At 56.7% G+C, this 26,066-nt stretch carries 20 protein-coding genes; 4 read left to right on the forward strand and 16 right to left on the reverse strand.

Translation table 11 applies throughout. The annotated features are described in order from the left end of the window. Positions 1-91: 91 nt before the first annotated feature. From RN02_RS12660 to RN02_RS12715, 12 genes are all read right to left on the reverse strand, one after another. Entirely contained in the window at positions 92-1,210 is a 1,119-nt protein-coding gene (locus tag RN02_RS12660) for a DUF2855 family protein (RefSeq protein ID WP_043314817.1), read from the reverse strand. Continuing rightward, complete coding sequence (locus RN02_RS12665) at positions 1,207-2,391, reverse strand: saccharopine dehydrogenase family protein (protein ID WP_043314818.1); 1,185 nt, start codon at positions 2,389-2,391, stop codon at positions 1,207-1,209. Before RN02_RS12665 ends, RN02_RS12660 begins: the two co-directional genes overlap by 4 nt. A 54-nt stretch (positions 2,392-2,445) precedes the next feature. Further along, complete coding sequence (locus RN02_RS12670) at positions 2,446-2,880, reverse strand: nuclear transport factor 2 family protein (RefSeq protein WP_043314819.1); 435 nt, start codon at positions 2,878-2,880, stop codon at positions 2,446-2,448. A 35-nt stretch (positions 2,881-2,915) separates the two neighbouring features. Next, the gene (locus tag RN02_RS12675) at positions 2,916-4,952 is read right to left on the reverse strand and encodes an NADPH-dependent 2,4-dienoyl-CoA reductase (protein WP_043314820.1); all 2,037 of its coding nucleotides are present in this window, start codon (positions 4,950-4,952) and stop codon (positions 2,916-2,918) included. A 173-nt stretch (positions 4,953-5,125) separates the two neighbouring features. Beyond that, positions 5,126-6,475, reverse strand: a complete 1,350-nt coding sequence (locus tag RN02_RS12680) for a DUF1329 domain-containing protein (RefSeq protein ID WP_043314821.1) — start codon at positions 6,473-6,475, stop codon at positions 5,126-5,128. A 20-nt stretch (positions 6,476-6,495) separates the two neighbouring features. After that, positions 6,496-8,325 carry a DUF1302 domain-containing protein gene (locus RN02_RS12685; protein WP_043314822.1) on the reverse strand — a complete coding sequence of 610 codons (1,830 nt, stop codon included), beginning with the start codon at positions 8,323-8,325 and terminating at the stop codon, positions 6,496-6,498. A gap of 115 nt (positions 8,326-8,440) precedes the next feature. Further along, positions 8,441-9,238, reverse strand: a complete 798-nt coding sequence (locus RN02_RS32300) for an SGNH/GDSL hydrolase family protein (protein WP_236695182.1) — start codon at positions 9,236-9,238, stop codon at positions 8,441-8,443. A 43-nt stretch (positions 9,239-9,281) separates the two neighbouring features. Continuing rightward, positions 9,282-10,958, reverse strand: coding sequence for an AMP-binding protein (locus tag RN02_RS12695; RefSeq protein WP_043314825.1), 1,677 nt, complete (start codon positions 10,956-10,958; stop codon positions 9,282-9,284). A gap of 76 nt (positions 10,959-11,034) precedes the next feature. Next, positions 11,035-12,198, reverse strand: coding sequence for an FAD-binding oxidoreductase (locus RN02_RS12700; RefSeq protein ID WP_043314826.1), 1,164 nt, complete (start codon positions 12,196-12,198; stop codon positions 11,035-11,037). Then, entirely contained in the window at positions 12,191-13,711 is a 1,521-nt protein-coding gene (locus tag RN02_RS12705) for a phytoene desaturase family protein (protein ID WP_043314827.1), read from the reverse strand. Before RN02_RS12705 ends, RN02_RS12700 begins: the two co-directional genes overlap by 8 nt. 46 nt (positions 13,712-13,757) lie before the next feature. Continuing rightward, complete coding sequence (locus tag RN02_RS12710) at positions 13,758-14,594, reverse strand: enoyl-CoA hydratase-related protein (RefSeq protein ID WP_043314828.1); 837 nt, start codon at positions 14,592-14,594, stop codon at positions 13,758-13,760. A gap of 28 nt (positions 14,595-14,622) precedes the next feature. Continuing rightward, the gene (locus RN02_RS12715) at positions 14,623-16,071 is read right to left on the reverse strand and encodes an aldehyde dehydrogenase family protein (protein WP_052267724.1); all 1,449 of its coding nucleotides are present in this window, start codon (positions 16,069-16,071) and stop codon (positions 14,623-14,625) included. Between the two features lie 186 nt (positions 16,072-16,257). Between RN02_RS12715 and RN02_RS12720 the strand changes: the two genes are divergently transcribed. Then, positions 16,258-16,881: a TetR/AcrR family transcriptional regulator gene (locus tag RN02_RS12720; protein WP_043314829.1), complete on the forward strand. Its 624-nt coding sequence runs from the start codon at positions 16,258-16,260 to the stop codon at positions 16,879-16,881. 475 nt (positions 16,882-17,356) lie between these two features. Next, positions 17,357-18,466: a hypothetical protein gene (locus RN02_RS12725; RefSeq protein WP_236695183.1), complete on the forward strand. Its 1,110-nt coding sequence runs from the start codon at positions 17,357-17,359 to the stop codon at positions 18,464-18,466. Positions 18,467-19,061: 595 nt separating this feature from the next. On the opposite strand, the gene RN02_RS12730 is transcribed toward RN02_RS12725, so the two are convergent. Further along, the gene (locus RN02_RS12730) at positions 19,062-19,349 is read right to left on the reverse strand and encodes a helix-turn-helix domain-containing protein (RefSeq protein ID WP_043314830.1); all 288 of its coding nucleotides are present in this window, start codon (positions 19,347-19,349) and stop codon (positions 19,062-19,064) included. 84 nt (positions 19,350-19,433) lie between these two features. Between RN02_RS12730 and RN02_RS12735 the strand changes: the two genes are divergently transcribed. Then, positions 19,434-19,880, forward strand: coding sequence for a hypothetical protein (locus RN02_RS12735; protein WP_043314832.1), 447 nt, complete (start codon positions 19,434-19,436; stop codon positions 19,878-19,880). A 474-nt stretch (positions 19,881-20,354) separates the two neighbouring features. Here the strand turns inward: RN02_RS12735 and RN02_RS33240 are convergent, their stop codons facing one another. The 3 genes from RN02_RS33240 to RN02_RS32310 are packed head-to-tail and all read right to left on the reverse strand — an operon-like array spanning position 20,355 to position 24,171. Then, on the reverse strand, positions 20,355-21,473 hold the full coding sequence (locus RN02_RS33240) for a TniQ family protein (RefSeq protein ID WP_152623754.1): 1,119 nt from the start codon (positions 21,471-21,473) through the stop codon (positions 20,355-20,357). Further along, on the reverse strand, positions 21,470-22,336 hold the full coding sequence (locus RN02_RS32305) for a TniB family NTP-binding protein (RefSeq protein WP_082033785.1): 867 nt from the start codon (positions 22,334-22,336) through the stop codon (positions 21,470-21,472). The genes RN02_RS33240 and RN02_RS32305 overlap by 4 nt, the downstream gene beginning before the upstream one ends. Beyond that, entirely contained in the window at positions 22,336-24,171 is a 1,836-nt protein-coding gene (locus tag RN02_RS32310; protein ID WP_082033786.1) for a Mu transposase C-terminal domain-containing protein, read from the reverse strand. The genes RN02_RS32305 and RN02_RS32310 overlap by 1 nt, the downstream gene beginning before the upstream one ends. A gap of 853 nt (positions 24,172-25,024) precedes the next feature. Here RN02_RS32310 and RN02_RS33245 point away from each other — a divergent pair. Beyond that, entirely contained in the window at positions 25,025-25,927 is a 903-nt protein-coding gene (locus RN02_RS33245; protein ID WP_152623755.1) for a hypothetical protein, read from the forward strand. The last annotated feature ends 139 nt before the right edge of the window (positions 25,928-26,066 follow it).

Consider the following 26,066-nt stretch of genomic DNA (forward strand, 5'->3'; position numbering starts at 1 on the left):
CATTATAAGCATTAGCGCTTGATTGCTGCGGAGCGTCTGGAAAAAGGCGGAATGGAGATAGTGGCGTCACCATTCCGCAAACACGGAAAATCTAGCCGGCAGTTGCCAATGAGAGAAGATATCCGCACTGCGGATGCGCCTCTCCTGCAAGCAATCGGCGGTATACCCGCTCCACCGATAGAGGACCACTTTGCTGTTCCACCTGCATCCAGGGTTCAACGAAAGCCGTGAATGCTTGCCAGCTACCAGTCAGTCGTTGCTGGAAGGTCAACGGCCCCCACTCATTGAGACGCTTCTCGGCTTGCGCCGGCGCGAAGAACAGTTGGGGAGCAGGCCCCGGCAGTTCTTTCGGCAACCCGCGACGCTTATCCCAGTGTGCCGCACCAACCAGGCAGCTGTAGCGCAAATGACTGGAAAAACGTTCGTGCAGAGCCCCAAGCAACTCGCCATTGCCCGCAAAGTCGACTGTCACTGTTGCTGTTTGCGCATCCAGTTCCGCCAACTGGTCATAAGCCAAGACCCGGTCATAGCACCCCAGAGTCTCTACAAAAGCCCGGTTCCCTGGGGAAGTTAAACCGACAATCTGGTATTGCTGCCCTCTCCCTTCGCGGCCTTGGCGCAGCAAATAGGCCATGCCGATGGCCGTTTTGCTCGAGGCGCTGGTCAGCACCAAGGTTGCGGCGCCGAAGTAGTTCTGCTCGGTCAAGAAGTCATCAAGCAGGAAGGAGGTGGTAAACAACGGGCGCAAAAGCATCTGCAGCCCTTCGTTGGCCGGGTTGTAGAGGGGATCCTTTGCGCAACGAAGATACTGGTTATACAGCGCTGGCAAATCCTGACGGTGCGGGCTGCCATCGACAAAGCTCCCGCTGCGCAGCTGGGTTGGTGCAATCACCAGGTGGCTGGCCATTGGGTAGAAGCCATATACCCGTTCCCCGACTGCCACCCCCTCGCAACGGGACGCCAGTACCTCTGCAAAGCCCCACACCGGAATGCTTCCCCACCCCTGCAGTGCTGGGAAAAACCGCCAGTAGCGCATGCTTTCCCCCATGGCGGCATAGGTGATGTTATTGGCGGTCAGTGCAAAATGGTCGATTTGCAGCACGACTTGACCTGGCTGCAGGGTCGTTAAGTCCAACTTCGGCTGGCGAAGCTCACAATGTGCCAGGTCGCTACGATCAACCAAGAATTCCTGCATGGTGATAAGGCTCATGCGTCCTCCTTCAAGCGGAACGTCAATCCTGCATGCTCGGTCAATCGGGCAATCAACGCCTGCCCCATAGCGGGCGCCGTCGTCCATATGCCGCCAGGTGTGCGCTCGGCATCATGCAGCAGGCATAGCGCGGCCTCCGAGATCATTCTTGAGGTAGAGCCATAGCCCGGATCACGATCGCCGGCAACGATGGCTTCGAGCGTTCTACCGTCCGCCGTCTCGCCTAGGAAGCGCACCTCGTAGAAGCCGCTCTCCCGTTCCTCCCGGTTCGGCCCCTCGCCCGGTTTGGGCGCCTTGTCGCTCGCCATTGATCGATCCGAGGCAACCGCTTCAGCCATGGCCCTTCCCTGCTCCCCGGCGCCTGTTAGCAGCATCTCGTCATAGACGAACTGCTCGCCATAGGTGTGCCCCGACAGGAAATTGGAGCGATGGACATTGCGCGTATTGATAGCCGCCATGATGAAGGGAGCAGCCCAGCTTCCCAGGGTCTCGTCGTATTCGGGCTTGTCAGCTGCCGGTTGACGAGGTCCATTGAAGCCCGGGGTCAGTGCAAACGGATCAGCCAGCAATTCACGTATCCGCGGGTCTGCCTTGGCGGCTGCAAGGGTGGCTTGAAGGCTGGCGGCAGTGCCCCCCGAAAAACTGCCCTTCATCCGGCTAACCCGGCCTTTGATTCGCCCCAACGGAACGCCGAAACGCCGCTGTGCCGCTTGCTGCAGATAGAACACTCCCAGGTCGAAAGGAATGGAGTCGAAGCCGCAGGAAAACACCACGCGCGACCCACTGCGCTGGGCTGCTTGCTCATGCAGATCAATCATTCTCCGCATCCAGGCCGGCTCTCCACACAGGTCCACATAATCGCAGCCCGCCTCGACACAGGCGGCCAACAGCGACTCCCCATACAGTTGATAGGGCCCGACGGTGGTCAGCACAAGACGCGTACGCTCTGCCATCGATCGCAGGCTGGCTGGGTCGGCGGTGTCGGCGATCACCAGTGGAATGGTCTCAGGCAGACCGATTTCGCTGCGCACCGCTGCTAGCTTGGCGGCATCGCGCCCGGCCATGGCCCAGCGAATCTTGCTGCCTGCCAACCGCATGCGGCCCAGATATTCTGCCACCAGACGACCGGTGAATCCGGAAGCGCCATAGACAACGAGGTCGAACTCGGGTTGTTGCGTCATCCTCATACTCCTGGCGATAAACGAAGGGGAGCACCGGCTCCCCCGATTGAACGATCAGCCTTTGCCCTTGGCGGCCGCCAGGAACGGTGCCAGGCGGCGTCCCATCTCGTCACCGAGCGCCTGCAGGCCACTAAGTGGCCGAACCATGACTTCGAACTCGACGATCTTGCCAGTCTCGTCGAATCGGATCATGTCGATACCCTTGAGCTGCCGACCGCTTACGTCGGCACTGAACTCAAGCACAACACTCAGCCCGTCCGCCGAAGCCAATTCACGATGGTAGGCGAAGTTTTCAAAGACCTGGCTGACCGTATTGAGGATGGTCGAGACCACCATCTTCCCTGGATAGGGCACATGGGCCATGGGGGAGCGGAATACAACATCGGAGGCCAGTATTTCAGGCAATGCAGATAGATCGCCCTGAGCGACCATGGCATGCCAACGTTGTAGCGAAGCAGACGCCCGCGGATTAAGTTGAAGCTCGGACATCAGAGATGATTCCTTGTTGTCGTTCGGGAAAGTGCTCACAGCTCGGCTGCCAGGCGTGAGCCCTGGTTGATGGCACGCTTGGCGTCCAACTCTGCAGCAACATCTGCGCCACCGATCAGGTGCACGTTCTGCCCAGCGGCCACTAGACCATCGTGGAGCTCGCGCAGCGGCTCCTGACCGGCACAAACGATTACGGTGTCCACCGCCAGCAACTGGGGCTCCCAGTCGGAGATCTTCACATGCAGGCCGGCATCGTCGACCTTGAGGTATTCAACACTGTTGAGCATCTGCACTTGCTTGCTCTTCAGCCCTGCCCGGTGAATCCAGCCAGTGGTCTTGCCGAGCTTGTCTCCGACTTTGGATTTCTTGCGCTGCAGCAGGAATACCTGGCGCGCCGGCGCATGCGGCCGGGGCTCGACTCCGGCGATACCACCGCGAGCCTCGAGGGAGAGGTCGATCCCCCACTCCTGCCAGAATGCATCGCGGTTCAGGCTCGTAGGCTCCCCCTGGTGAGTAATCAGCTCAGAGACGTCGAACCCGATACCGCCCGCGCCGATCACCGCCACACGGTTACCCACCGGCTTGCGCTCGAGGATCGCGTCCAGGTAGCTGATCACCTTGCCGTTGTCGATGCCCGGGATGGCCGGGGTGCGCGGCACGATGCCGGTGGCCAGGATGATCTCGTCGAAACCGCCCTCGACCAGGTCGTCGACGCTGACGCGGGTGTTCAGGCGTAGGTCCACGCCGGTGATTTCCACCTTGCGCTTGAAGTAGCGCAGGGTCTCGTAGAACTCTTCCTTGCCCGGCACGCGCTTGGCGACGTTGAACTGACCACCGATCTCGCCGGCCGCGTCGAACAGAGTCACCTCGTGGCCACGCTCGGCGGCCACAGTGGCGGCGGACAGCCCGGCCGGGCCGGCGCCGACCACGGCGATCTTCTTCACGTGGGTGGTCAGGATGTAGTTCAGTTCGGTCTCGTGGCAGGCGCGCGGGTTCACCAGACAACTGGTGACCTTTCCGGAGAAGGTATGGTCCAGGCAGGCCTGATTGCAGCCGATACAGGTATTGATTTCATCAGCTCGACCTTCGGCAGCCTTGTTCACGAAGTCCGAATCGGCGAGGAACGGACGAGCCATGGAGACCATGTCGGCATCGCCTTCGGCCAGCACCTGCTCGGCGACTTCCGGAGTATTGATACGATTGGTGGCAACCAAGGGAATCGATACCGCGCCTTTGAGCTTGGCAGTGACTTTGGCATATGCAGCGCGCGGCACCTTCGTGGCGATGGTCGGAATACGCGCTTCGTGCCAACCGATCCCCGTATTGATGATGGTCGCCCCGGCCTGCTCAATGGCTTTGGCCAAGGTGACGATCTCGTCCCAGGTACTGCCATTCTCCACCAGATCGAGCATGGACAGACGGTAGATAATGATGAAGTTCGGCCCCACAGCCTCGCGCACACGGCGGACGATCTCCACCGGCAGGCGCATGCGGTTCTCGAAACTGCCACCCCAACGGTCCGTACGTTGGTTCACATGGGCAACCAGGAACTGGTTGATGAAGTAGCCTTCCGAACCCATGATCTCAACCCCGTCATACTCCGCCTTTTGCGCCAGCACTGAACAGGTGACGAAGTCGCGAATCTGCTTTTCGATACCCTCCTCGTCCAGCTCACGTGGCTTGAACGGATTGATCGGAGCCTGGACAGCACTTGCCGAGACCGACTTCGGGCTATAGGCATAGCGACCCGCATGGAGGATCTGCATGCAGATCTTGCCATCAGCCTCATGCACCGCACGGGTGACGATCTTGTGCTTCTCCGCCTCCTCCTCTGTGGTCAGCTTGGCCGCCCCCGCATAGACGCTCCCCTCTTCATTCGGCCCGATACCGCCAGTGACGATCAGGCCGACGCCCCCACGGGCGCGTTCGGAGAAGAACGCAGCCATACGCTCGAAGCCATTGGGTTTCTCCTCCAGACCGGTATGCATGGACCCCATCAGGGTGCGGTTACGCAGGGTGGTGAAGCCCAGGTCGAGAGGCGCAAGAAGGTGTGGGTACAACGAAGATGTCATGGATATTCTCCAGGCTTGCAATTCGCGGCAAATTAATCTTTGCACTGTTAAGTTATTGTCAGGCGACGATACGTCTCGACTGTCGCTCTCTCAATGATCGAAAACGACAGTCGAATGATCGCAGTGCACAGAAAGGCAACCGGAGCGCTCGCTAGATAGCGCTCCGACTCGGCTCAGCGCACTCCGTCCTGACGCAGGGCGGCCGGGGTGAACTCGCTTTCGACAGGGGAGTAGTCGAAGTCCCAGGCGCGCTTCTCCTCGTTCTTCAGACCGAGCACCAGGTAACGGCCTGATTGCAGGTCGTATAAGGTCTCGCAGGTGAACCAGGGCAGCTGACGATGGTAGTAGTACTGCGGATGAGCCTCGGCAACTCGCCAGAGCGTTCCACGGCCGTCATAGTGATCAGCTTCGGCGATCAACCAGGTGTCTTCGTCGATATAGAAGTCGCGCTTAGCGTAAACGTGACGGGCACCTGGCTTCAGGGTCGCTGTGACATGCCACACGCGATGCAGTTCATAGCGTGTCAGGTCCTGATTAATATGCCCTGCCTTGATGATGTCCGCGTACTTCAGAGTCGGCGAGTCAAGGCGATAGCTGTTGTAGGGGATATAGATTTCCTTCTTCCCCTCAAGCTTCCAGTCGTAGCGATCTGGCGCGCCGTTATACATATCGAAGTTGTCGCTGGTGCGCATTCCATCCGATGCCGTTCCGGGACCGTCGTAAGCGACCTGCGGAGCGCGTCGTACTCGCCGTTGCCCTGCGTTATAGAGCCAAGCCTGGCGAGGCTCTTCCACCTGATTGAGCGTCTCGTGGATGAGCAGGACGTTCCCTGCCAAGCGTGCCGGAGCTGTGACCTCCTGCTTCAGGAGGAACAGGCGATTACCTGGATCTTTCATCTTGTAGAACGAAAGAATCTCATCCTGGAACTGGACCGGATTGAAGTCACCACCCTGCTGCGGCGTGGCCTGGATGAACAGGCGCCGCATGCCGCCCCCCGGGTAGTGGGTGAGGTGGTTCCAGATCACCTCCAGGCCACTCTGGGGAATCGGGAAGGGAACGCCGGCATGGTAGTTCACCAGACCATTGCCTCCTTCCGCGAGCTGAACATTAACGGCATTGCCCTTCGTCGCTTGGAGCACTTGGTCGGGCAAAGTGGCGCTACGGTGCGTCTTGTACACGGGGATGCGGTAGCTCTGTGGGTAGCGCTGAAACAGAGCTAGCTGCCCCGGGGTGAGATGCTCCTTGTACTGCTGTGCATTCTGCGAAGTGATTACGAACAGTGGCTTTTCGTCGGCAAAGGGGTCAGCAAGGAAACCCTTGGCATCGACGGCACCGGCGCTCTTGGGCAGCCCGCCGTTCCACGCGGGGATCTCGCCGTTTACGCTACCTCCGCTTTCGGCTCCCACTGCGGTCAGGGAAGCCCCCAACTTCGCTGCTTCGCTGGCGGGTACAGCGGCAAAAACAGGCGCAGTGGCCATTCCGAGAGCGAGGCAAAGTGCCTTCAGAGGAATATTCAAATGCATGGGTTCTGTCTCCTGCTGGTTCAGAAATTCACGCCGAGACTCAGCGCGACGAAATCGCGATCGGTCGTGGTGTTGAAGTCCCCGCCAAAGAAATCGGTATACGAGAGGCTGGCGGTGTAGGTGTTCTGGTAGTCGGCATCGATGCCGAAGCTGATGGCCTTGGAGCCCTCGTTGAATACCGGGCCATAGCCGTCAACGTCATGGGACCAGGCGAGATTCGGTTTGAGATTGATGCCGGCGAATACGTTGCTGTAGTCGAGGATGCCGCGCGCGCGGTAACCCCACGACGATGAGGTGAGGAAGCCGTGGTAGCCGTACATTTGCGCGGCCAGCGCATTCGAGGCCTGTGTGCCGTACGGCGAGCCATAGATGGAGTCGCGGCCGTAGCGAGCCTCGCTCAGACTCTCCAGACCACCAATGCGTGTGTAACCGACCTCCCCCACCAGGGTCAGACGCTCGGCCCCCAGCACCTGGTCGAAGAAATGGGTGAGCGTCGTCTGAAGTTGGGTGACCTCCTTGCGGTTGTAACCACGGTTATCTGCGTCAGCGAGCGCCAGGGCAGCAGCCATCCCCGCAGCCCCACCGCCAGCAGCCTGAGCGGCCAATGCAGGGCTGGTCAGCTTCGCGGTCATGTCTGTGGTATTGAGTTGCAGCGGCATGTTCGGCCGGTAGCTGATCTCCCCCTGCCAAGCCGTGCCGGTAGGCAAGGTCGTGGAGAAACTCAGACCGTAGAGACGAATGTCCTCCGGATACTCCAAGTAATAACTACCGCGTCCCAAGAGCGTGGGCGCCGTCAACGCAGGGGCCCCTAGACCCGTCAACGCTGTCCGAATGTCGGCAGCATTGGCATTGCGGTAACCGACGTTAGGGGTCCGGCTGTGGTAGTTGATGAAGTAGGCAGCGTACTCGGCTGAGTCGCCAAGCCAGCGCAGTGCAACGCCGAACTGCCCTGAGTCGCGCGCATCTCGATCTGCGCTGCGAGGCACCAAGAGGCCTTCGCGATCGATGTCTACGCCGCGCCCGGCGAGCACCCGGGCGCCGGGGCCTGCCTGGAGGGCGGCGAGAGATGCGCGATCCAGCACGCGGTAGTTGCGCGTGCAACCATCAGCCAGTACATCGTTTGGCGCAAAGAAAGTGCCGCAGTTGTCGATGACGGTCTGGTCCCACTCCAACTGGTAGAACGCCTCGGCCGACAACTGATCGGTCATGCTCTGAGACAAATAGAGCATGTTGACGGGGATCAGCCCCTCCTTGACCTCAGCGCCTGGGCGGCGGAACGCAGCAACATCAATAGGGTTGATGCTATTGATGGAGTTCTGAATGAACGTGCTCTCGCCCCAGCTAACCACCTGCTTGCCCACGCGTGCGCTGCCCGGTAGCTCGCCCAGCATGTAGTTGTGGTAGACGAACGCGTCCAGAATCTCGGCGCCTGAAGACTTAGCCCCCTCTTTGCGATTATGGTCGTCGATGTCCTTGAAGGGACGGCTCTCGTCCTTGAGCTCGAAGTCGTACCAATACTTACCCCTCACGAATACGCCGGTATCGCCATACTTCAGCTCGAGATCGTGGATACCTTTGAAAATCTTCGAGAAGGTTTCGCCACGCTTGAAGTTGAGACGACCGTCGTCTCCAGTCTGGGTGAAGCCCGTTCCGCCATTAGCCGAGCCAATCAAATCCTTGTCGGGCGTACTGGTGCTCCAGCTGGCGCCAAGCGACAGCGAAGAGTCAAAGCGGCCCTCTATTTCGCCAATCTGGAAGGTACTCCCGTAAGCCGGCGTAATCAGGTTCGTCGTCAACCCAAAGGCCAACGGCAGAAGTGCCGGGCGCCATGGCGTTCTTGTTCTTGTCATTGACGCAACTCCATCTGTGGTGGTGGAAACAACTGCCGGCGATAGCTGACAGCCTTGATGTTTACACTGATAAGATTTGGGCGGATCCCGGCCTGCTGAATTGGCTCCAGTCTCCTTAAGGCGAAATGGGGGTGATGTCCGCGCTCCAGTGACGGCCTAGTAGTGCCATCACGTCGTCGGCCCAGAGGGAGTAAAGTGGTGGCCCGGGATGAAATCCGTCTGCGGCCATCAACTCTTCTAGCAAGGGGAAACGGCTATTGAGTCGTACGCAGCCACGACGGTGCTCCACGATGTTTGCCAGACGGTGATCCAGACGCTTGGCCCGAGCCCCCAGATACCAACGCAGGGGTTGCGGCAAGGCGGGGAAGGCATGCATCGGTGGCACCCTGGAAAACACGATCAGCGAGGCATCGCACTTCCAGCGCAGCAGATCGATCAGGCGGCTCAGTGCGACTGCCCAAGCGTTCGGCGATACATTGCCAGTCACATCGTTAACACCCACCGAAACCACTACTACATCGAAACGCTCGGACGGGCTGCGCTCCAGCAGCTGCACGAGTTCCCTCGAATTGAGCCCGGATTGCGCTAGTAGCTTCCAGGTAATCCGATGGTTTTTCGCAAGCCTCGCGACCAGCTTACCCGCCAGTGCTTCCTGTTGAGTCTTGGCGCCTACACCCGCAGCAGCGGAGTCACCCAGGATGAGCAGGCGAAGCGGTGCTCCCTCACCCATTACGCCATCGCGCTCGCCTTCTGCCTCCGGCAATTTTGGCGTGCTCCAGCGGGTATACATTCCTTGCGCCAGGAGCAGAGGCCCCAACGTGATCTTGGTCAGCAGTTCAAACATGTCGAGGTCATCGATGCGGCCGGGGTCATGGCCCTGCCTTGAAATAAAAAAAGCGGGATGGCGTGGCATCCCGCCGGCCTCCTTCACGCTCGTTTATGGCGGCCTAAAAGAGTCAACCTTCTACCCGCAAAGCGGCCCGGAGAATCTTCCCGATCGGTGATTTGGGTAGCTGCTCGCGAAACACGATCTGCTTGGGCACCTTGTATGCGGTCAGGCGCTCTCGGCAGTGGCGGATCAATGTCTCGCCATCAAGGCCGGGCCGGTGCAAGGCCACGAACGCTCGGATGGCTTCGCCGGTGCTGTCGTCGGCCACCCCGATCACCGCGACCTCGCTGACATCAGGATGCTCGGCGATCACATCCTCGACCTCGTTGGGATACACGTTGAAACCCGAAACCAGGATCATGTCCTTCTTGCGGTCGACGATGCGGATGTAGCCATCCTCATCCATCACCGCGACATCGCCGGTACGGAACCAACCATCGAAGAACGCCTCGCGACTTTCCTCTGGGCGGTTCAAGTAGCGCTCGATGATGTGCGGGCCCCGCACGAGTAGCTCACCTGGCGTACCGGCTGGCAGTTCATCACCGTCGGCGCTCGCAACACGCACGTCACTACCCGGCATCGGCAGACCCACAGTGCCAGGGCGCGAGACGGCGCCCGGTGGGTTGAACGAGACGAAGCAACTGGTCTCGGTCAGACCATAGCCCTCCAGGATAGGGCCTACCGTCTCCAGCCAGCGTTCAGCTGTGGTGGGGCGCAACGACGTCCCGCCAGAGACTGCCAGTTTCAGCTTCGGCGGATTAGCCTGCAGCCAGGGCTCGGCGAGCAGCCCGGCGTACAGCGTGTCAACGCCGGTCATCCAACGCACAGGGAACTTGTCGAAGGCCGGGAACACATTTGCCAGTGGGCGCGGGTTGGGAATCAGCAGGTTTCGGCCGCCGCGCTGGAGGAACAGCAGGAAGTTAAAGTTGAAGGCGAAGATATGGTAGAGCGGCGGCACCGTAACGATGGTGTCGCCGGGTTCGATGAAGGCACCGAAGGCATTGATGTAATCCTCTGCCATGCGCAAAACCGCGAGCAGATTGGCGTGAGTCAGCACCGCCCCCTTGCTACGGCCGGTGGTGCCACCGGTGTATTGATACAGTGCCACCGGATGAAGCCTGGCTTCCGCTGGCGCTAGCTCCTTACCGATCGACAAGGCTGTATCGAATCGCTGGAAAGCGATGTTGGGTGTCAGGTTGTGCCCTGCCTGTTCTTCCAGGCGCTGCTGAACGGCCTGGCCGACAGCACTCGGGAAGAAGTCCCCCAGACTCGTCAGTACCAACCCGATCCCACGCTCTCTCACGACAGACTCTGCACGTTGGGCAAAGAGGTCGCAGGCGATCAACAGTTGGGCTCCGCTATCGGCCAATTGCAGATTCAGCTCGCGTTCGGTGTACAGCGGGTTAACGTTGGTCACAATCAGGCCGGCCTTCCAGGCCCCCAACACCGCGATTGGATAGTGCAGGCTGTTTGGCAGCTGGATAGCCACTACCTCCCCTACTGCCATGCCACGCTCCCGCACGAGGTAAGCGGCGAATGCGTCCGACAGGCGATCCACCTCTTCGAATGAGAGATCCGCCTGTAGGCCGCCTGGCAGCACAAGCGTGAATGCAGGAGCCATTCCGAAGCGTTCGGCACCTGTACGGGCGAAGTCGGCAACATTTCCTAGCAGTGTTTCGGGGGCAAGTCGATAACCTTGCAAGCTCGCCGGATAGCTCTTTTCCCAACGACGGGCAGTATTCATTTCCAGTCTCCAGACTCGTTCTTGTTGTCGATGAGCTACCGGACAGGGCATCCCTGCCCGGCGTCAGGCTCGCGCACTAGAGGAGGACTTCGATATCGCTGGTCGGAAACGCCACACAGGAGTACACCCAGCCAAAGTCACGATCGGACTTGCGCAAATGGGCTTCCTGAGGATTGAACACCGATCCAGACACCAGCTTGACCCGGCACAGGCTGCATTCGCCGGACCGGCAGGCGTTCTCCGCGGAATAGCCGTTTCGCTCCAAGGCGTTCAGCAACGGCTCGCCAACGCGACTCTTGAAGCTGCCGCGACCTTGAACGGTTACGGTAACTTCATCGTTCAGGGCAATTCCTTCTGGCCAGCCGGGCTGCTCGTTCGGTGCCTTTGGCGCGCCGTTGGCCTCAACACGGATGCGTCGGCTATTGACACCCAGTCTTGTGAGCAGCTCGATGCAGCTGTCGTTAAAGGGCGTCGGACCACAGATGTAGAACATCTTGTTGCCGATTTCGCCAAGCAACGACTGCAACAGTTCCTGGTTGAGGCGCCCCATGTACCCTCGGTATCCCGCTGGCGGCCGAGAGATCACTTCGGAGAGCGTAAACTGCTCGTGGCGCATGGCCAGCGCACGGAGCTCTTCGTCGAAAATCACATCATCCAGGTAGCTGTTCACGTAGATCAGGTGGAATCGATGTCTCAACCCACGATCGATAAGGTCTCGCAGGATGCTGCGTGCCGGTGCGGAGCCGGAACCACCGGCCAGGAACACCAGGTCATCACCGTGATACAACGGATTGTGGTGGAACGTCCCCATCGGACCCGAGCTGAGCAGCTGCTGGCCCTCCATAACCTGATCCAGCAGGTAGTTGGAAACGAAACCATCCTTCGCGCGCTTGATCGTCAGGTCGTAGTAAATCCGTTGCGATGGTGACGATGAGATCGCGTAGGGCCGTGCTGTCGCGACACCGTCGATGGTCACGAACAGGTTGATGTACTGTCCTGCCTGGAACGGTGGCAAAGCCCTGCGGTCGGCGGCGACCAGACGCAGAGTCTTGGTGCTGGGGGTTTCCTCGATGACCTCGGCAACCTCCAGCTCGAGGCGCTTGGGATGCAGCTGTACGACGGTACTGCGCACATCACCGCGCACCTCGTGAAAATCGGTTCCGCTACGTTCCAGCGCGTCCTTGGCCTGCCTAACTTCGCTATAGCCGGCTACCAGGTTCATCGGGTTCTGCTCAGACATGCTGCACCTCTTTTACTTTCAACTGTTTGAGCACTGCCCTAGCGGTGGACTCGCCCGCCATGTAAGTCGGCTGGAAGCCCCCCATGGACGTCCAGGATCCGGCGATGTAGAGACCTGGCACAGCGTCCAGGCGCTCGCGCAGAAGCGGGGAATCCTGTGCACTCTGCTGGAAGCCGTAGATCGCGCCACCGGGGGTGTTCAGGTAGCGCATCATGGTCAGCGGGGTCGCCACCTCGACTTCTTCGATGTACTGGCGAACTTTCGGGTAGACCTTCTCGATCACCTCGATAAGTTTCTCGGCGAAGTCATATTTGGTCTGGGCATAGCGCTCTGCCGGAACTGACTTCCACACGTCGCCGTACTGCAGGCACACCAGTACGACCTGGCTCTTGCCGGCCGGTGCGAAGTCGGGATCTTCGAGGTTGTAGCAGGTGAGCATGCCGCCCAGCGGTGGCTCCAGGCTGCCCATGCGCTGATGGATCGCCTCCTCGTCCAGCGTCTCGTAGATAAAGCTGGAAGCCGTCTCCACGCCCAGCTCCTGCGGCGTGCAGTCCAGCCCCAGGTACACCACGAAGGCGGATGTCCCCATGCGACGCGACTTGAAGTCCTGCTGGATCTTCGGCAGAGGCTGATCCAGGTCCAGCAACTCGTTGAAGGTGATCAGCGGGCTGGCATTGGAAACCACCGCCGCGCAAGTGATGGTTTCACCATCTTCCAGCCGCACACCCCAGATGCGGCCATCATCAGTGATGATCCTCTCCACGGCGCAGTTGAAGCGCACATCGCCCCCCGCCTCGAGGAAGGACTCCACCAGCGCGGTGGACATCGCTTGGGATCCACCCTTGATGTGCCAGGGCTTGAACACCGCGTAGGCGTAGATCATCGCGGCCAGATCAGGGAACGGCAGCATGCTCGGTGGTACGCCGAGGTAGAGCCAGTAAGTCGCCAGCACACTTTTCAGCTTGGCGTCGACAAAGAACTCGTCGAGCACCTCCTTCACCGAACGGAAGCCGTACTCGACGAAGTACGGGCACATCGACTTCAGTGCTTCCTCGTTGTTGGCCCGACGCGCCTGGGGCAAGGTGGTGAAGCTCTCGAGCGTAACCTTCTCGCAAACCACCAGGAAACGTTCGATTGCCTCGGCTTCCGCAGGGAACAGCTCCTGCAGCGTGCGCTTCAATCCGGACCAGCTCGCCGGCAGAGTGACGTCGATCTCGCCCGGCACTACCAGACGATACAGAGCGTGCTCTTGTACGAACTCCACCTTATCCATCACGCCGAGCTTCTCGAAGAGCTTGCGCATGATGAACGGCTTGTCCTCGGTGCCCAGACCACTGAGCTGATGTAAAGCGACCTCGAATTCGAAGTCACCGCGCACAAAGGAAGTCGCGCAGCCACCGGGGATGTTGTGCCGCTCCAGCAGCAGCGTTCTGCAACCTCCTCGCTGCAAGGCCGCCGCCGCCGTTAACCCGGCATTCCCGGCGCCGATCACTACGGCGTCATAGTGCTTCATTTCTCACCTCAAACTTATCACTGCTAAGATTTAGTCAAAAAATGGCTTACAAGGCCTTCCCTAGCGCTGCCAGGTCGGCGAAGCGTGCAGGCGTACCCGCCGCCCTGGCCTGCACTGAGCGCAGGATGTCCTCGCCGCTGAGAATGGCGCTCTGTAGCAACACCGTATGCTGCAGCGACTCATAGACGCCATGGTCGCGGCTGTAGAGCATCGCCTTCTTGATACCGCTGATAGCGACTGGCGGACGCTCGGCAATACGCTTGGCGACTGCAAACACACCATCCAGCAGCGCCTCGTTGGTTGGGAAGACATTCACCAATAGGCCGAGACGGAACGCTTCGGCTGCTGACAGGGTTTCACCTGTCAGTGCCAAGTAGCGAGCCACGCCGGCGGGCACCAGGTGTTGCAGACGCTGCAGCACCCCGAGGTCAGCCATCATGCCCACGTTGGTTTCCTCGATGCGGAACTTGGCGGCCTCCGAGGCAAAGCACAGATCACAAGCTGCAATCAGGTCGAACCCCGCGCCAACACAGGTTCCTTGTACGGCGGCAACGACCGGGAAGCGGGCCCGTTCCAAGGCGTTCAGGGCATCCTGCATCTTCTCCAGACCGGCCTGCATGGCTTCACGCTCCACCGGGCTGGTGGCATGAAACTCCTTTGACGTAGCAAATATCTGCAAGTCCAGACCACCACAGAACACCTTGCCTTGGGCGGACACCACCAGCGCCCGCACCTTGCCGGATCGGTTGAGGCTGTCGATTGCCTCGGGTAGTTCGCTCCAGAAGGCCAAAGTCAGACTATTAGCTTTGTCCGGACGATTCAGTTGCAGGTGGGCGATTCCGTCCTCGACGGAAATCTCGAAACATTCGTAGGGTGCAGCCATGGTCGGTTCTCGCGTTAGGCAAGGAGGATCAGACGAACCACTTCATGGAGAAAGCGATCATGCGTTTCACCAGGTTCGTGTACGGAGGGTGGAACATATCGAGACTGGTGAACCGAACGCGGATCACCGAGCGCTCATGGGAAAACGCCCTAAAGCCGTGAATGCCGTGGTAGGCCCCGATACCGCTGGAGTTCACGCCGCCAAAGGGCAGATTGGGGTTCATCGCCTGCAGGCCCGTGCCATTGATGCAGGTTCCACCGGCAGAGGTCTGCGTCAGCACTTGTCCGATGCGCTTGCGTTGCTTGCTGAACAGGTATAACGCCAGCGGCTTATCGCGCCGGTTGATCTCGGCAATCGCCTGATCCAGGTGCTGGAAGCTCTGTACGGGCAACAAGGGACCGAAGATCTCCTCCTGCATCACCGCCGCATCGGACGGAAGACCAGCGATCACGGTCGGCCCGATGTAGCGGTCGGGGCTGCTCACCTCCCCTCCTACGACCACCCTGGCCCCACGCTGTTTGGCATCATCCAGCAGAGATCGCAGGCGCAGGAAGTGTCGGTCATTGACGATCCTGGCGAAGTCGCCACTGGCCATGCGCGACTCGGCATCCTGGCCATAAGTGCGCTCGATCGCGGCCTTGAAGCGAGCCAGGAATGCCTCCTGCACGTTCTCGTGCACTAGCACGTAGTCCGGAGCAAAGCAGGTCTGGCCAGCGTTACTGAACTTGCCCCACAGCAACCGACTCACCGCATGATCCAAGTCGGCGCTCTCATCGACGATTGCCGGTGACTTGCCACCCAACTCCAGGGTGACGCTCGATAGATGCCGGGCGGCGGCCGCCATCACCACGCAGCCCAATCTAGGGCTGCCGGTGAAAAAAACATGATCGAAGGGCAGTTCCAACAACGCCCCTGCTGTTTCAGCATCTCCCTCGAAAACTGCCACCTCATGCTCATCGAATGTTTCTCGAACAATCTTCGCGATGACCGCCGACATGTGCGGAGCCAATTCCGACGGCTTGAGGATTACTGTGTTGCCAGCAGCGATTGCGTCAATCAGCGGAACGAAGCTGAGGTTGAACGGATAGTTCCACGGCGCCACGATCAAGCAAACACCCCGTGGCTCGCAACGAACCTGGCTGAAGGTCCCCATCAGTGCCAGTGTCGAGGCAACTCTGCGCGGCCTCATCCAGCGCGCCAAGTTGCGAATCACATGGTTCGCTTCCGCCACCACGGCGGTGGCTTCCCAGAAATCCACTTCGGCAGAAGGCTTCCCGAAATCCGCCTGTGCAGCAGCTCTCAATTCATTCAGGGAAGCCAGGAATGTCGTCTTAAGTCGACGAATCTTGGTGATGCGCTCGCTGGCGGTGCTCCCGCGCAAGGACGGAGCGAAGACTCGTTGGGACTCAAAGGCCCTATGGATCCTCTGGCGGAGAGGATCGAGTGGCAGTTCGAGCTCAGGCGTGTTGGCGGTCATTTTCTGCTCCTGGTTGTGCAATGCGTGGGAGGGTTCCTGCACACACCGGCTTCCGGGCTGTTGCCAAGGGGGAAACCCCCAGCGGCTTTGTTATGAAGCGCAAGTTAAGATTCAATCTTTACACTGTCAAGATATTTTCCCATGTTAAGATCCAGTCCACCTTCAGATCACCATGCGTCCTCGCCGATGTCCAAGACCGCCCCCCGCACTCGTGACACCTACCACGTGGGCAACCTGGCCCCACAGCTACTGGCTGCCGCACGGGAAATGCTTGAGGAAGTGGGGCCGACGAAGCTTTCGCTCCGAGCGGTCTCGGAGCGAGTGGGGGTTAGCGCCACAGCGGCCTATCACCACTATGCCAATCGGGCGGAGCTAATCGGCCACCTGGCTGCACAGGGATTCAGGGAACTGGCTCGTGTTCTGATCATCAAGGATGCGAACAGTGCGGGCACGCAGAGGTTGCGCAACGCCAGCCTCGCCTACTTTGCCTTCGCTCGAAGTAATCCAGCCCTATATCAGCTGATGTTTGGCCCGGAATTCGCGGATGGGAACATGACAATCGAGCTGAAAAACGCGCGTGAAGAAGCCTTTGGCGAACTCCGCCGTATCATCGCCGAGCTACTTGAGAGCAAGGTCGACAGCGCCGAAGTGCGGCGGGCATCGCTCTCCAGTTGGTCATACATCCACGGCTTGGCCTCGCTGGTGATTCACAATGTGCTGCACTTCCCTGCCGGCACCACCAACGAGCGTTTCGTAGACAGCACTCTTCAAGGCTTGGAGCAACTTTTCCTTGCGGGACAGCGGCGCTGATGTCCACGCTGTCCGAATAGCGCGTCTCAGCGCGAGACGATCAGGACCATCTCCGGCTCACGCAACGCGCAGGATCTGGTGTGAGCCGGTTGAATCCATAGTCGCTAATTTGTCGCTCAAGTGAGGCTGGTAGCTCTTACTCAGAAGCTCCGAATCCGAATCCGAATCCATGCTCAGTGATCGTGGTGAACAGTCCACTCCAATACGTCAGCTGCTTGTATCGACTTACCCGCGGCTGCGCCCGAAATCAGGCTTCCCCTCCTCCAAGACCAGAGGTCGTCCTGGTCAGGATCTTGCGTGCTGCCTCACCGCAGACCTAGACCACTGGCCTGCGGGGCTCGTCCTCGTCTTTATTCGCCATTTTCATTGATTAGCTGTACAGCTAATCATAGGGTTTTCGCTAAGCTAGATAGCGAATTAGCTTGGCGTACTGGCCCGCTAGGCACCTAGATGACTAGATCTGCGGAGGCGCACTTTGGACGAGCACCGGCAATTTCGCCTCAAGCGAGAGATGCTTGAGCTCGCCAGGCAGGCCCTGATCGAGGCTTTCGACAGAGACGTGCAGCTAGCAACCGACTCCCCATTCATGACTTCCGGGCGCCCCGATGGCGTACTCGAACTCGACTGGGATGGAAAACCTGTAGTTGTGGCGGTTGAGGTCATCCGAACCGCCTATCCCCGAGATATCCATGGGGTGGTCTGGCGCCTTGAAGAGCTCGCACTGTGCCCAGGAACAGCAAAGACAGGAACGCTCATCAAGTTGGTCGCAGCGGAGCATCTCAGCCCCGGAGCGAAGTCGACACTCAAAAACAACGGTTACGCCTTCTTCGAGCGCAGCGGCAGTCTTTTCCTGCGCACGGAAGAACTGCTCATCAACATCGAGCGCCCATCGAAGTCGCCAGCCCGTTTACACGCAGTTGATGTGTTCACCGAAGCCCGTGAAGCGGCCGTACATGGACTACTCCAAAACGCCTTCCGATGGATGGCAGGAGCCGACCTCGCCGAACAATCGCAGACCTCCACCTACACCTGCTCGATTGTTCTACAGGAGCTAGAGCGCCGCCAGTGGTGCGAAACTCAAGGCTCAGGTAGAACCAAGCGGCGCAGGCTCATTCAGCCGGACCTGCTTTTGGATGATTGGGCCGCACATTGGCAACAGACCAGTGTAAGTAGAAGCCGTGGGTACGTCTTCGTGGAAAACCCGCGCCTGTTGATCGATCGGCTTACCGATCTGGTGAAGGAGTCCGGAGTCAACTTTCCTTGGGCCTTTACCGGGGCTGCGGCGGCGAACCTCTATGCCCCCTTGCTCACCAGTATTGATTCAGCTGAAATCATCGTTCCCCCTGGGCATGCAGTCATTCTGGGGGCGGCCCTGAAGATGAAACCTGCTCCGAAAGGCAGCAACGTCACGATCATCGAGCGTGGCGGCACCAGTCTGCAGTTTCGAGAGCGCCATGAGTTGTATCCCGGCTACTTCGCCAGTCCATATATCCAGTATCTCGATCTGCTCGACGGGCGTGGAAGAAATAAGGAATTGGCGATCCATCTCCGAGAGAAACTAGCGCTGAAATGGAAGGCGCTCTAAAAACTCAGATCGCAGTTGGGATAAACAGCTCCGCTGCCTATGGAGGTACGAGGCCGGCGAATGGCACCTTGCGGTTTAGAGGCGGACTGCTCATTCAGGTCTAACAGGGGCAGTAGTTAGTGCACACGGACGTAGGATGCATCAGATATCGTCCATCTCTTGCTTCTTGCCCTCCCCGTCTCTCCGAAATAGCATCAGCGAAAGCCCAAACAGGCGCAGCGAATATGTCCAAGCGACAGTCTAAAATGCAAGCGGAACTCATTGCCGAGTTCGAAGCAGAGGCCCGCCGCCTGGCCGGCGGCGCGAGCGAGAACGAGCGACGCTGGATAGCGGTGGCCTTGTCGAGGGGGCAGACGATGGAACCGGTTGGAGTCTTGGCCGGAGAGAGCCGTCTGCGTGCGCAACGCAAACCTGACCGATCGCCACCGAGCCTTGCTGAAGAATGGAGTTCATCACTGGAAGTCCCTACCCAGAACGCGAAGGACAGTCCCTCTGCATGACCACTTAGGGATGAGATCTCCCAGAACAATCAGCCAGTTGCTGAAAGCAAGCAAACCAATTCAGTTGCCTGTGAAAGTTCTGCCATCTGGCTGCGCTAATAGGCAAGGCCGAGCGCCTGCAGCTCGTTCTTTAGGCGGGCGATGACCGCGCGACCGTCCTCCTGCGGCTCTTTCTGCAGGTAAGCCGCAATCAGCAAGGTGGCGGGATGCACATCCAATACGCCCGCCAACTGCTCGAGCTTTTCAATTGTCAGCGCCTTCTGCCCTCTTTCCAGGGTGCTGAGGTAGGTTCGACTACTCACCGTCGAGAAATCCTCCTGGGTCAATTCGCGCTGTTTACGTAGGTTTTTGAGGGCCAAGCCGAATGCAGTCGTCAGTTCCATTTTGCCTTTTCCGCAAAAGGAACGATGAAGCCCTTTCGTACACTATAGGACTACAATCTATGGGATTCATTTGGAGGTTCAACCATGTTCATCACGTATCGTCACGCCGAGGCCTGCCTAGATCCGAGGCTTGAATTCACCCCTGGCCAACTATGGGCTGCAGTTGAGCTGGACATCCAATGGCCGTGGTTCCTGGTTCAGATCGCCCGACGCGATATGGAGGATGTGATCGTCAACACATTGTTCCTGCAGTACTCGCATGACTTGGAATATCTGGTCAGCCAGCAGACACCCGAGGCCTGGATCGAGCAGGTGCAGATCGTGATACCGGCACATCTCAACGGAAATGCAGGTTGGGCAATGGAGCCGTTACGCGAAGTCTGTCTTATGCAGGATGGAAGTGGCGAGCGAGGTCTTGTGTTCCGCGCCGAGAGCGACACACGCTATTCCTTGCACTCACAGCGAAATCTGGATGATCTGACTCTGGTGAAGGTACTGTTCTCGGCCGAGTCGGACCTGCGTCGTAATTGACCCATTCGCCGACGCTTCCCCCCCAAAAAAACATCGACCGGAATCTACCGTGCGCTCGAAAGACGCAGTAGCACTGTCGGTGGCTCCAGACCGTGCATCGCGGCAAACAAACCAAGCGAGAAGCGTAACTTTGCATGCCATGTCCAAGATTGGTTGGGCATAGAACATCAAATAATTCCGTCTCCGAAATCAAGCGCTACGCTGGCGACGGCCTCAAGGGGCAGAACATATCGACGGGAATCTGCTGAGCGGCGAGTGCCTCCGCTGAACTCCAGAGCTGACTTTTGCGGTTGATCTACCAAGCCTGGCGCGATGGCGCGAATAGAAGCGCCCACGTTCTATCCCACCCTCATCCTGTACAACTACCCACTCTTCCTCTTGCAACGCAACCTAGCGCTTCTTCGAGAGGTCAGTTTGGTGGCGTCGAAGCCTTTCGAGGTCCCCCAGGCGTTGAGCGGGCTGCGTTGACGCTTATCAAGGATAAGCCCAAGCTTCAGGCGTCTCATGTGGATCGAATTGCCATTTCATCCATACTTTCTCCCGGTACCTAGAACTGACAGGAGCACCCTGAATCCACGTTTTGGACTCCACCCCCCAGATAAACTCACTAACCTCCTTCAGGACGACAGACGATACCCCTGAGAACAGGGAGCGAATGTAGTAGTAGTCACTTACTTTACAAACAGAGATGGCGCTTCGCCCAATATAATCTTGCGGCGCTGAGAACCAACACTTCGTTTCTTCGGCTATTCGGTGCAGCAAGTCCACTTCGGCTGGAGAGAAAGCTGACATGAGGATCCCGGCCATAATTATCGAGCATGCTCTTTGATGAGCCGTACTAAGATACACCCCGAGATCTATAGCCATTGGGTAGCCAAAATTGGAAAGTGAATATCCTCGACGCCCCCCTGTGAAGTCATCAAGCACCAAAGAAACTGGTATCTTTTTAGTCTTAAGCTGAAGAAATATCCGAAAAAACGCCAAAAAACACTGGCGCCGCCCGAGAAAATCGTCCACTTCCTCTAATTGTTCAGGAGGCGTGCACAAATACCAAGTTATGGCTTTCCTAACGAGCACATAGAGAATTCTATCCAGCCTTCCTCGGTCCCTCGGTCCCAATAGACGGACCTTTGCGGGATCTTCTGCGCCAGGCCATATATGAGCAGCAAAAGCTTCCCAGCCTTTATCAATGGACGACTCATAGAAATCATAATAGGACAATGGGCAACGATGTTCTACGCAATGTGTCGAAAATACGTAACACCAGCTTTTTCGCCAGGACGGCAGCCGCTTCTGTGCAATATCATCACGCAAGCATTTATGACAATAATGGCGCCTATCCATCCAAGGCAGCAGCCAATCTGACTTGGCTCCGAATATATCCTCGCGAAACTCCACATCCACCAGAATACTCTTCACTTGCGCTAAAAAAGATGAGTGCCCATCAAAGTCTGGATCGTCCGACTCTAACATCGCAAAGTCGTCAGCCCTGACGACGCCGCGCTTTCGGGCATCACTGCTATTAATATAACGAAACACCCAAGAAGAAAAGGTTTCATCAGCAACAGGCGGCATGAGCAACAGTGCGTTCATTGCTCATACCCCCATGGGGATGCAACAGCCACACGCAGATTTTCGAGCGTGATACGTTCATCCCCGTTGCATATTGCATAGCAAGCAGCAGACTTAATAAGTTTTACGACATCATCCATTCTCCCACTTGTCATCTCAATCAACATTGAAACCATTTCAGGCCCATCCAAACCGGAGGGCAGTCGTAGCGGGAGATTGAATTCGATTCCAGCGAGAAATGAGCGAAAATCTTCCGACTCATACCAGTCACCCAGCTCTACTTTATGGAACCTGCGGCTCAGTTGATAATCATAACTCAACGCGTTTCTCGCAGCGGACGTTCCAAATCCTGCCACTGTTAAACCATAGGGTGAGTTTGACAAGCCTTTTAAAATTGACAAATTGCGCTGCTGCTCTGCACGCGGAACTAACATGGCATCATGTAGCTCATCGATGACCAAGCCCTTAATACCACGCAACTTGATGAGCTCCGCAAGTTCGCGTGGCAGCAGATCCTTGCGTGGCTTGCCAAACACAGAACTTCCAGGAGGAACACCCAAGGCTTCTACTAGCAGCTCCCCAAACTTCAAGTTATAAGGATTAACATTCAATGCCACAAAAACAAGCTGCTCACCCATAAGGCGATCCGCCTGAATCTGTCTGATAATACTGGTCTTTCCTGACCCCCCCTCTCCGGTAACGATCAAGCAAGGAGCTTGAACTCTATCAGAGGTTTTTAGCATATTCCTCAGAATACTTATAATGCTCATCGGAGCGGGTGAATCTATATAAATATCATCCTTTTGAATCTCATGAATTCTCGCTTCATCCGATAGGGAAAGAAGGGAGCGTCTATTCGGCACAAGATGTTCCATGTGAGTCATTATTTCTTCCTTGAAAAGGGAACAGCCCGCTTTGAGTAGTCCGGCTTTTCCATGATCCGAATATCACGCTTAGGCATAGAGTCAATGCCCAAACTAGAGCTTTCCAAGTACTCTTTCTTGGCGGCTTCTTTCTTTCGAACAGCCTTGGTTTTCTTAACACTTTCCTTGATAATATTGTCGTTTCCGGCCATCACATTGACGAGCGACAAGTCTTCAAGACGTGGGGCCTTGCTGTTACCAGAAATCCTGTCTGCCAATAGTGAATTTCTGTATTCCTCATATGAGAAATCCGTGCTCGTGGCATCGGCAAAATGGAGAGAAAGGTATTCCCCATTTAATTTTACCCAGATCGTCCCCATCGAAAATGGATCGTACTTCACGGTTACTTTTCCACGTCGAATATGCGGGACTAACGCAGGACTCCAGTACCACTTTCCATTAAACGCAACGCCTTGTGGCTGGACGACCCGTGACTCTTCGGGCATAAAATCAAGTCTAAACTCCCATGGCTTTGAAATGAGTTCTGGATGTCGTATCCCTGTAGGATTCTCGCCAAAGTGTCTCGCCCACGCCTTTCTCGGAGAGCATCCTAGTTCTCTATGCCGGCGGCCATGGTAAACAGCAACCTCCCCTGCAAACCAGCGGCAGAACTCCTTGAAACTCAATGCAGCCTTCTCCTCACTATTGTATCCACGACGTTGTACAACGTTGGAGTAAGTGCTCCCAGGTAGGAAGTGGACATAATCAGTCATGAGTGTTCCAATGAGGCGTTCAACGTGTCCACCATAGTGTTTAGCTCCGTACGGACGCCACTTAGGCTCGATCTTGTGAATGGCGCATGCTCGCTGAAGTTTTGCGCTTTTGAACTCTTTGGCGTTATCCATATGGATAATTTTCGGAATACCATAAAAAGGATAAACCGTATCCGGCAGGTTCATTCGTTCGAGAAATTTTCGCTTTGGCAGCGCTGCATGAGTGATGGCGCAGGCTACAGATAGAGTCGACGGATGATGGAGACTTAGGTAATAGCCAAGAATCACTCGGGTATGCTTATCGATGATTACGGTTAACCATGGACGACCAAGCGGCTTCCGGTACACGTCGTCGACCACAATCACATCCACGAGAGTATGGTCCATTTGGGCGAACTCCAACGGAGCCGTGGTTATTAGTTTTCCAGATCGCGCATCAAATTTCTGGCTAGCGGATTCCGCGCCAAATTTGAGGCGATGTAGTTCTCTGGCATCAAGAGACTTGATTCGAGCGGTCACCGTTTTTTGTGAGGGAACGGGTATACCCTCCTTCAGGCAAAGCCTTTCTACTTCCCGCCAAACCACAGTAAAGGTTGCCGCTTTCCCTTGGTACTTTTCGTTGATTGCCTTGGATATAATATCCTCCATCCTCTCGCCCAGTAATTTCACGCCATCCGGTCGTCCTCTCTTCATGCGAAGAAGACTTAAATAGCCCGACTCCCCTTCGCAGAGCCTCAACAACTTATAAAACATGCTATTTGAAACGCCCAATTCTTGTACTGCCTGTTTCCTTGATATGCTTTTTTCTAGGTACTGAGAAATAACCTTAAATCTATTCTTGGCGGCCTCAATTTCCTCTGCATCGGCAGTTTCCGCTCGTGCGACCAGAGAGCTCGAAATCGCCCCAATATTCTCCTCACTCCTAACAGGCAAGATCTCCAGCTCATCAACTCCGACAATTAATGTCTCTCTTTGCAGGTTGGTGATAACCTGAACCTTTAGATCGGGAAGGCAGTGCACCACGGTTGCCGCAGTACCGCGTGCAATCACGACCAGTCCTGGCCGTAATTCTTCCTTCAACATACACACTCCTGATTAGTACATGCATGGTAAATTTTCTGGCAAAGCAACGCCGACAAACGCCATCGAATGTGCATTCGCAGTGTGCTTCCAGAGTTTATGGCTGTTAATTAAGACCCAGCCGCAGGCCTAACGAATGAACGCAATAATAAATTACTCAGACATCAATAGAGCTGAACGCTTGCTGTAACTGAAGCAAGCGTTCAGATCGATGGTTTGTGTAAAGTCAATTTATTGCGGGCAGAAATATAAGAGGGCAGCTTTCATGTAATTTCCCTTCCAACACGTGCAGTTAGACTGCAAGTTGTCTTCGATTAGGTTCGAATGGTCAGAACGACCGTCCACTCAGAGGGATTGACTCTGAGCACAGGGAAACGCAGAATGAGCAGGTCATGGTCCTTACCTGACATCCGCAGGGGCCTGGAGCTGCAACTCCAGGCCCTTTGCATTTCCGTAATTCGTAAAATCTTTCAAGAATCCAGCCTAGTCCTTGGGCTCCCCTCTATTTTTGATGGCGTAGTTGTGCAATCCAGACGGCGACGTCTCTAGCGAGCGCAAATCTCCCTTTCCGATTGGGTATCTCAAATACCTGCAGATCAATTCTTCCGCGCAGTACCGCCATTCTGAATGCGGCTGTGGACGGATATCCCAGCTCGCGCGCAAGCGCAGCAGTATTGAGAATTTCCCCATACCGTTCAGTGAGCGAGCGCTCCAATTCGTTCGCCAATTTCTGTTGGATATCGCCTGGTTCGCTCATGTTCGCCCAGTTCAGATTTGTTGCTCGGATTCTAGAGCACAGGAGACAGGCGTAAAACCCATATAATCCAGTGCTTTTTTACTGTACCCAGGACTAGCAATGCGAGCACAAGCATTTGATTTTGAAGAGGTTTCTAATCTTTACTCAGAATTTCGCATTGAGATGCGAAATTCCAGCGCGGGAAAAAAATCCGCTCCAACTCGAGATCTAATCGATGTGATTCGGGTGCGCTACTGGTATGAGGGGCTGCGAATGCGGCTTGGACTTGACACACCAGGAGCCATTGAGGCGAAGCTGGAGCCTGACCTAATCAAGCGTCGGCATCAGAGCGGCAAGAGCTGCAACTCCGGAAAATGGAAAAATTTCAAGGCAGGTGTTAATACCCCACAAAACAGACTGGTCTCGCGGCTGGAGGGGTTGTATCCAGGATCAAAAAACGAACTCAACCACCCACTCTGGAGTGTGTTGAAGCATCGCCCAGCTAATGGGGCCTGTGACGAAGCGCTGCTCCTCAGGCTATCGCCCGATATCCAGCAACTCTTATACAAAAACTCGCCATACGGCTGGCGACGTACTCCGTTCTCAGTGGGGTTAGTAAATCGTTTGCTTCGCGTGCCCAGTCTTGACGCCTTAACGGCGCTCGTCTGGCTGCTGTATGAAGCCGCCTATGACGATAACCCCGGCCGAGTAAGTCGATTGGCGATCGCCATTTACAGGATCCTTCTTATCTACGCGATGCTTTTCCAAGAGCGGAATCTTGCGCGTCCTCTGCTCGATTATTTTTTGCAGAATGTCTTGTCACTGGATCCATCGCCTAGTAATAGCATCTACAGAAGAACCGACGAGATCATGGCCGACGCAATGTCGCTCCACCATCTCGCCCTCAACAGTGCTCAAGAGAAACGTCACAAGATGTCATGGCACGATCAAGCCCAGGCCATTTTAAAACTGATGGGCCCCAAGAGTTGGGTGGTTTTTGAGAGCCTATTCCTAACGGATTAGAGACAGGCCTCGTTGAGCATCTAAAAGGTGGAACCTGCACATCGCAAGGAGGTTTTTTCCACCTTTTAATGGCTGAAGATTAATAAAATTCTTTAAAATCAAAGACGTATGCTTTTACAGCTTTTAAGGCATTCGTACA

Source organism: Pseudomonas sp. PI1, assembly GCF_000812405.1.
Classification (GTDB): Bacteria; Pseudomonadota; Gammaproteobacteria; order Pseudomonadales; family Pseudomonadaceae; genus Pseudomonas; species Pseudomonas citronellolis.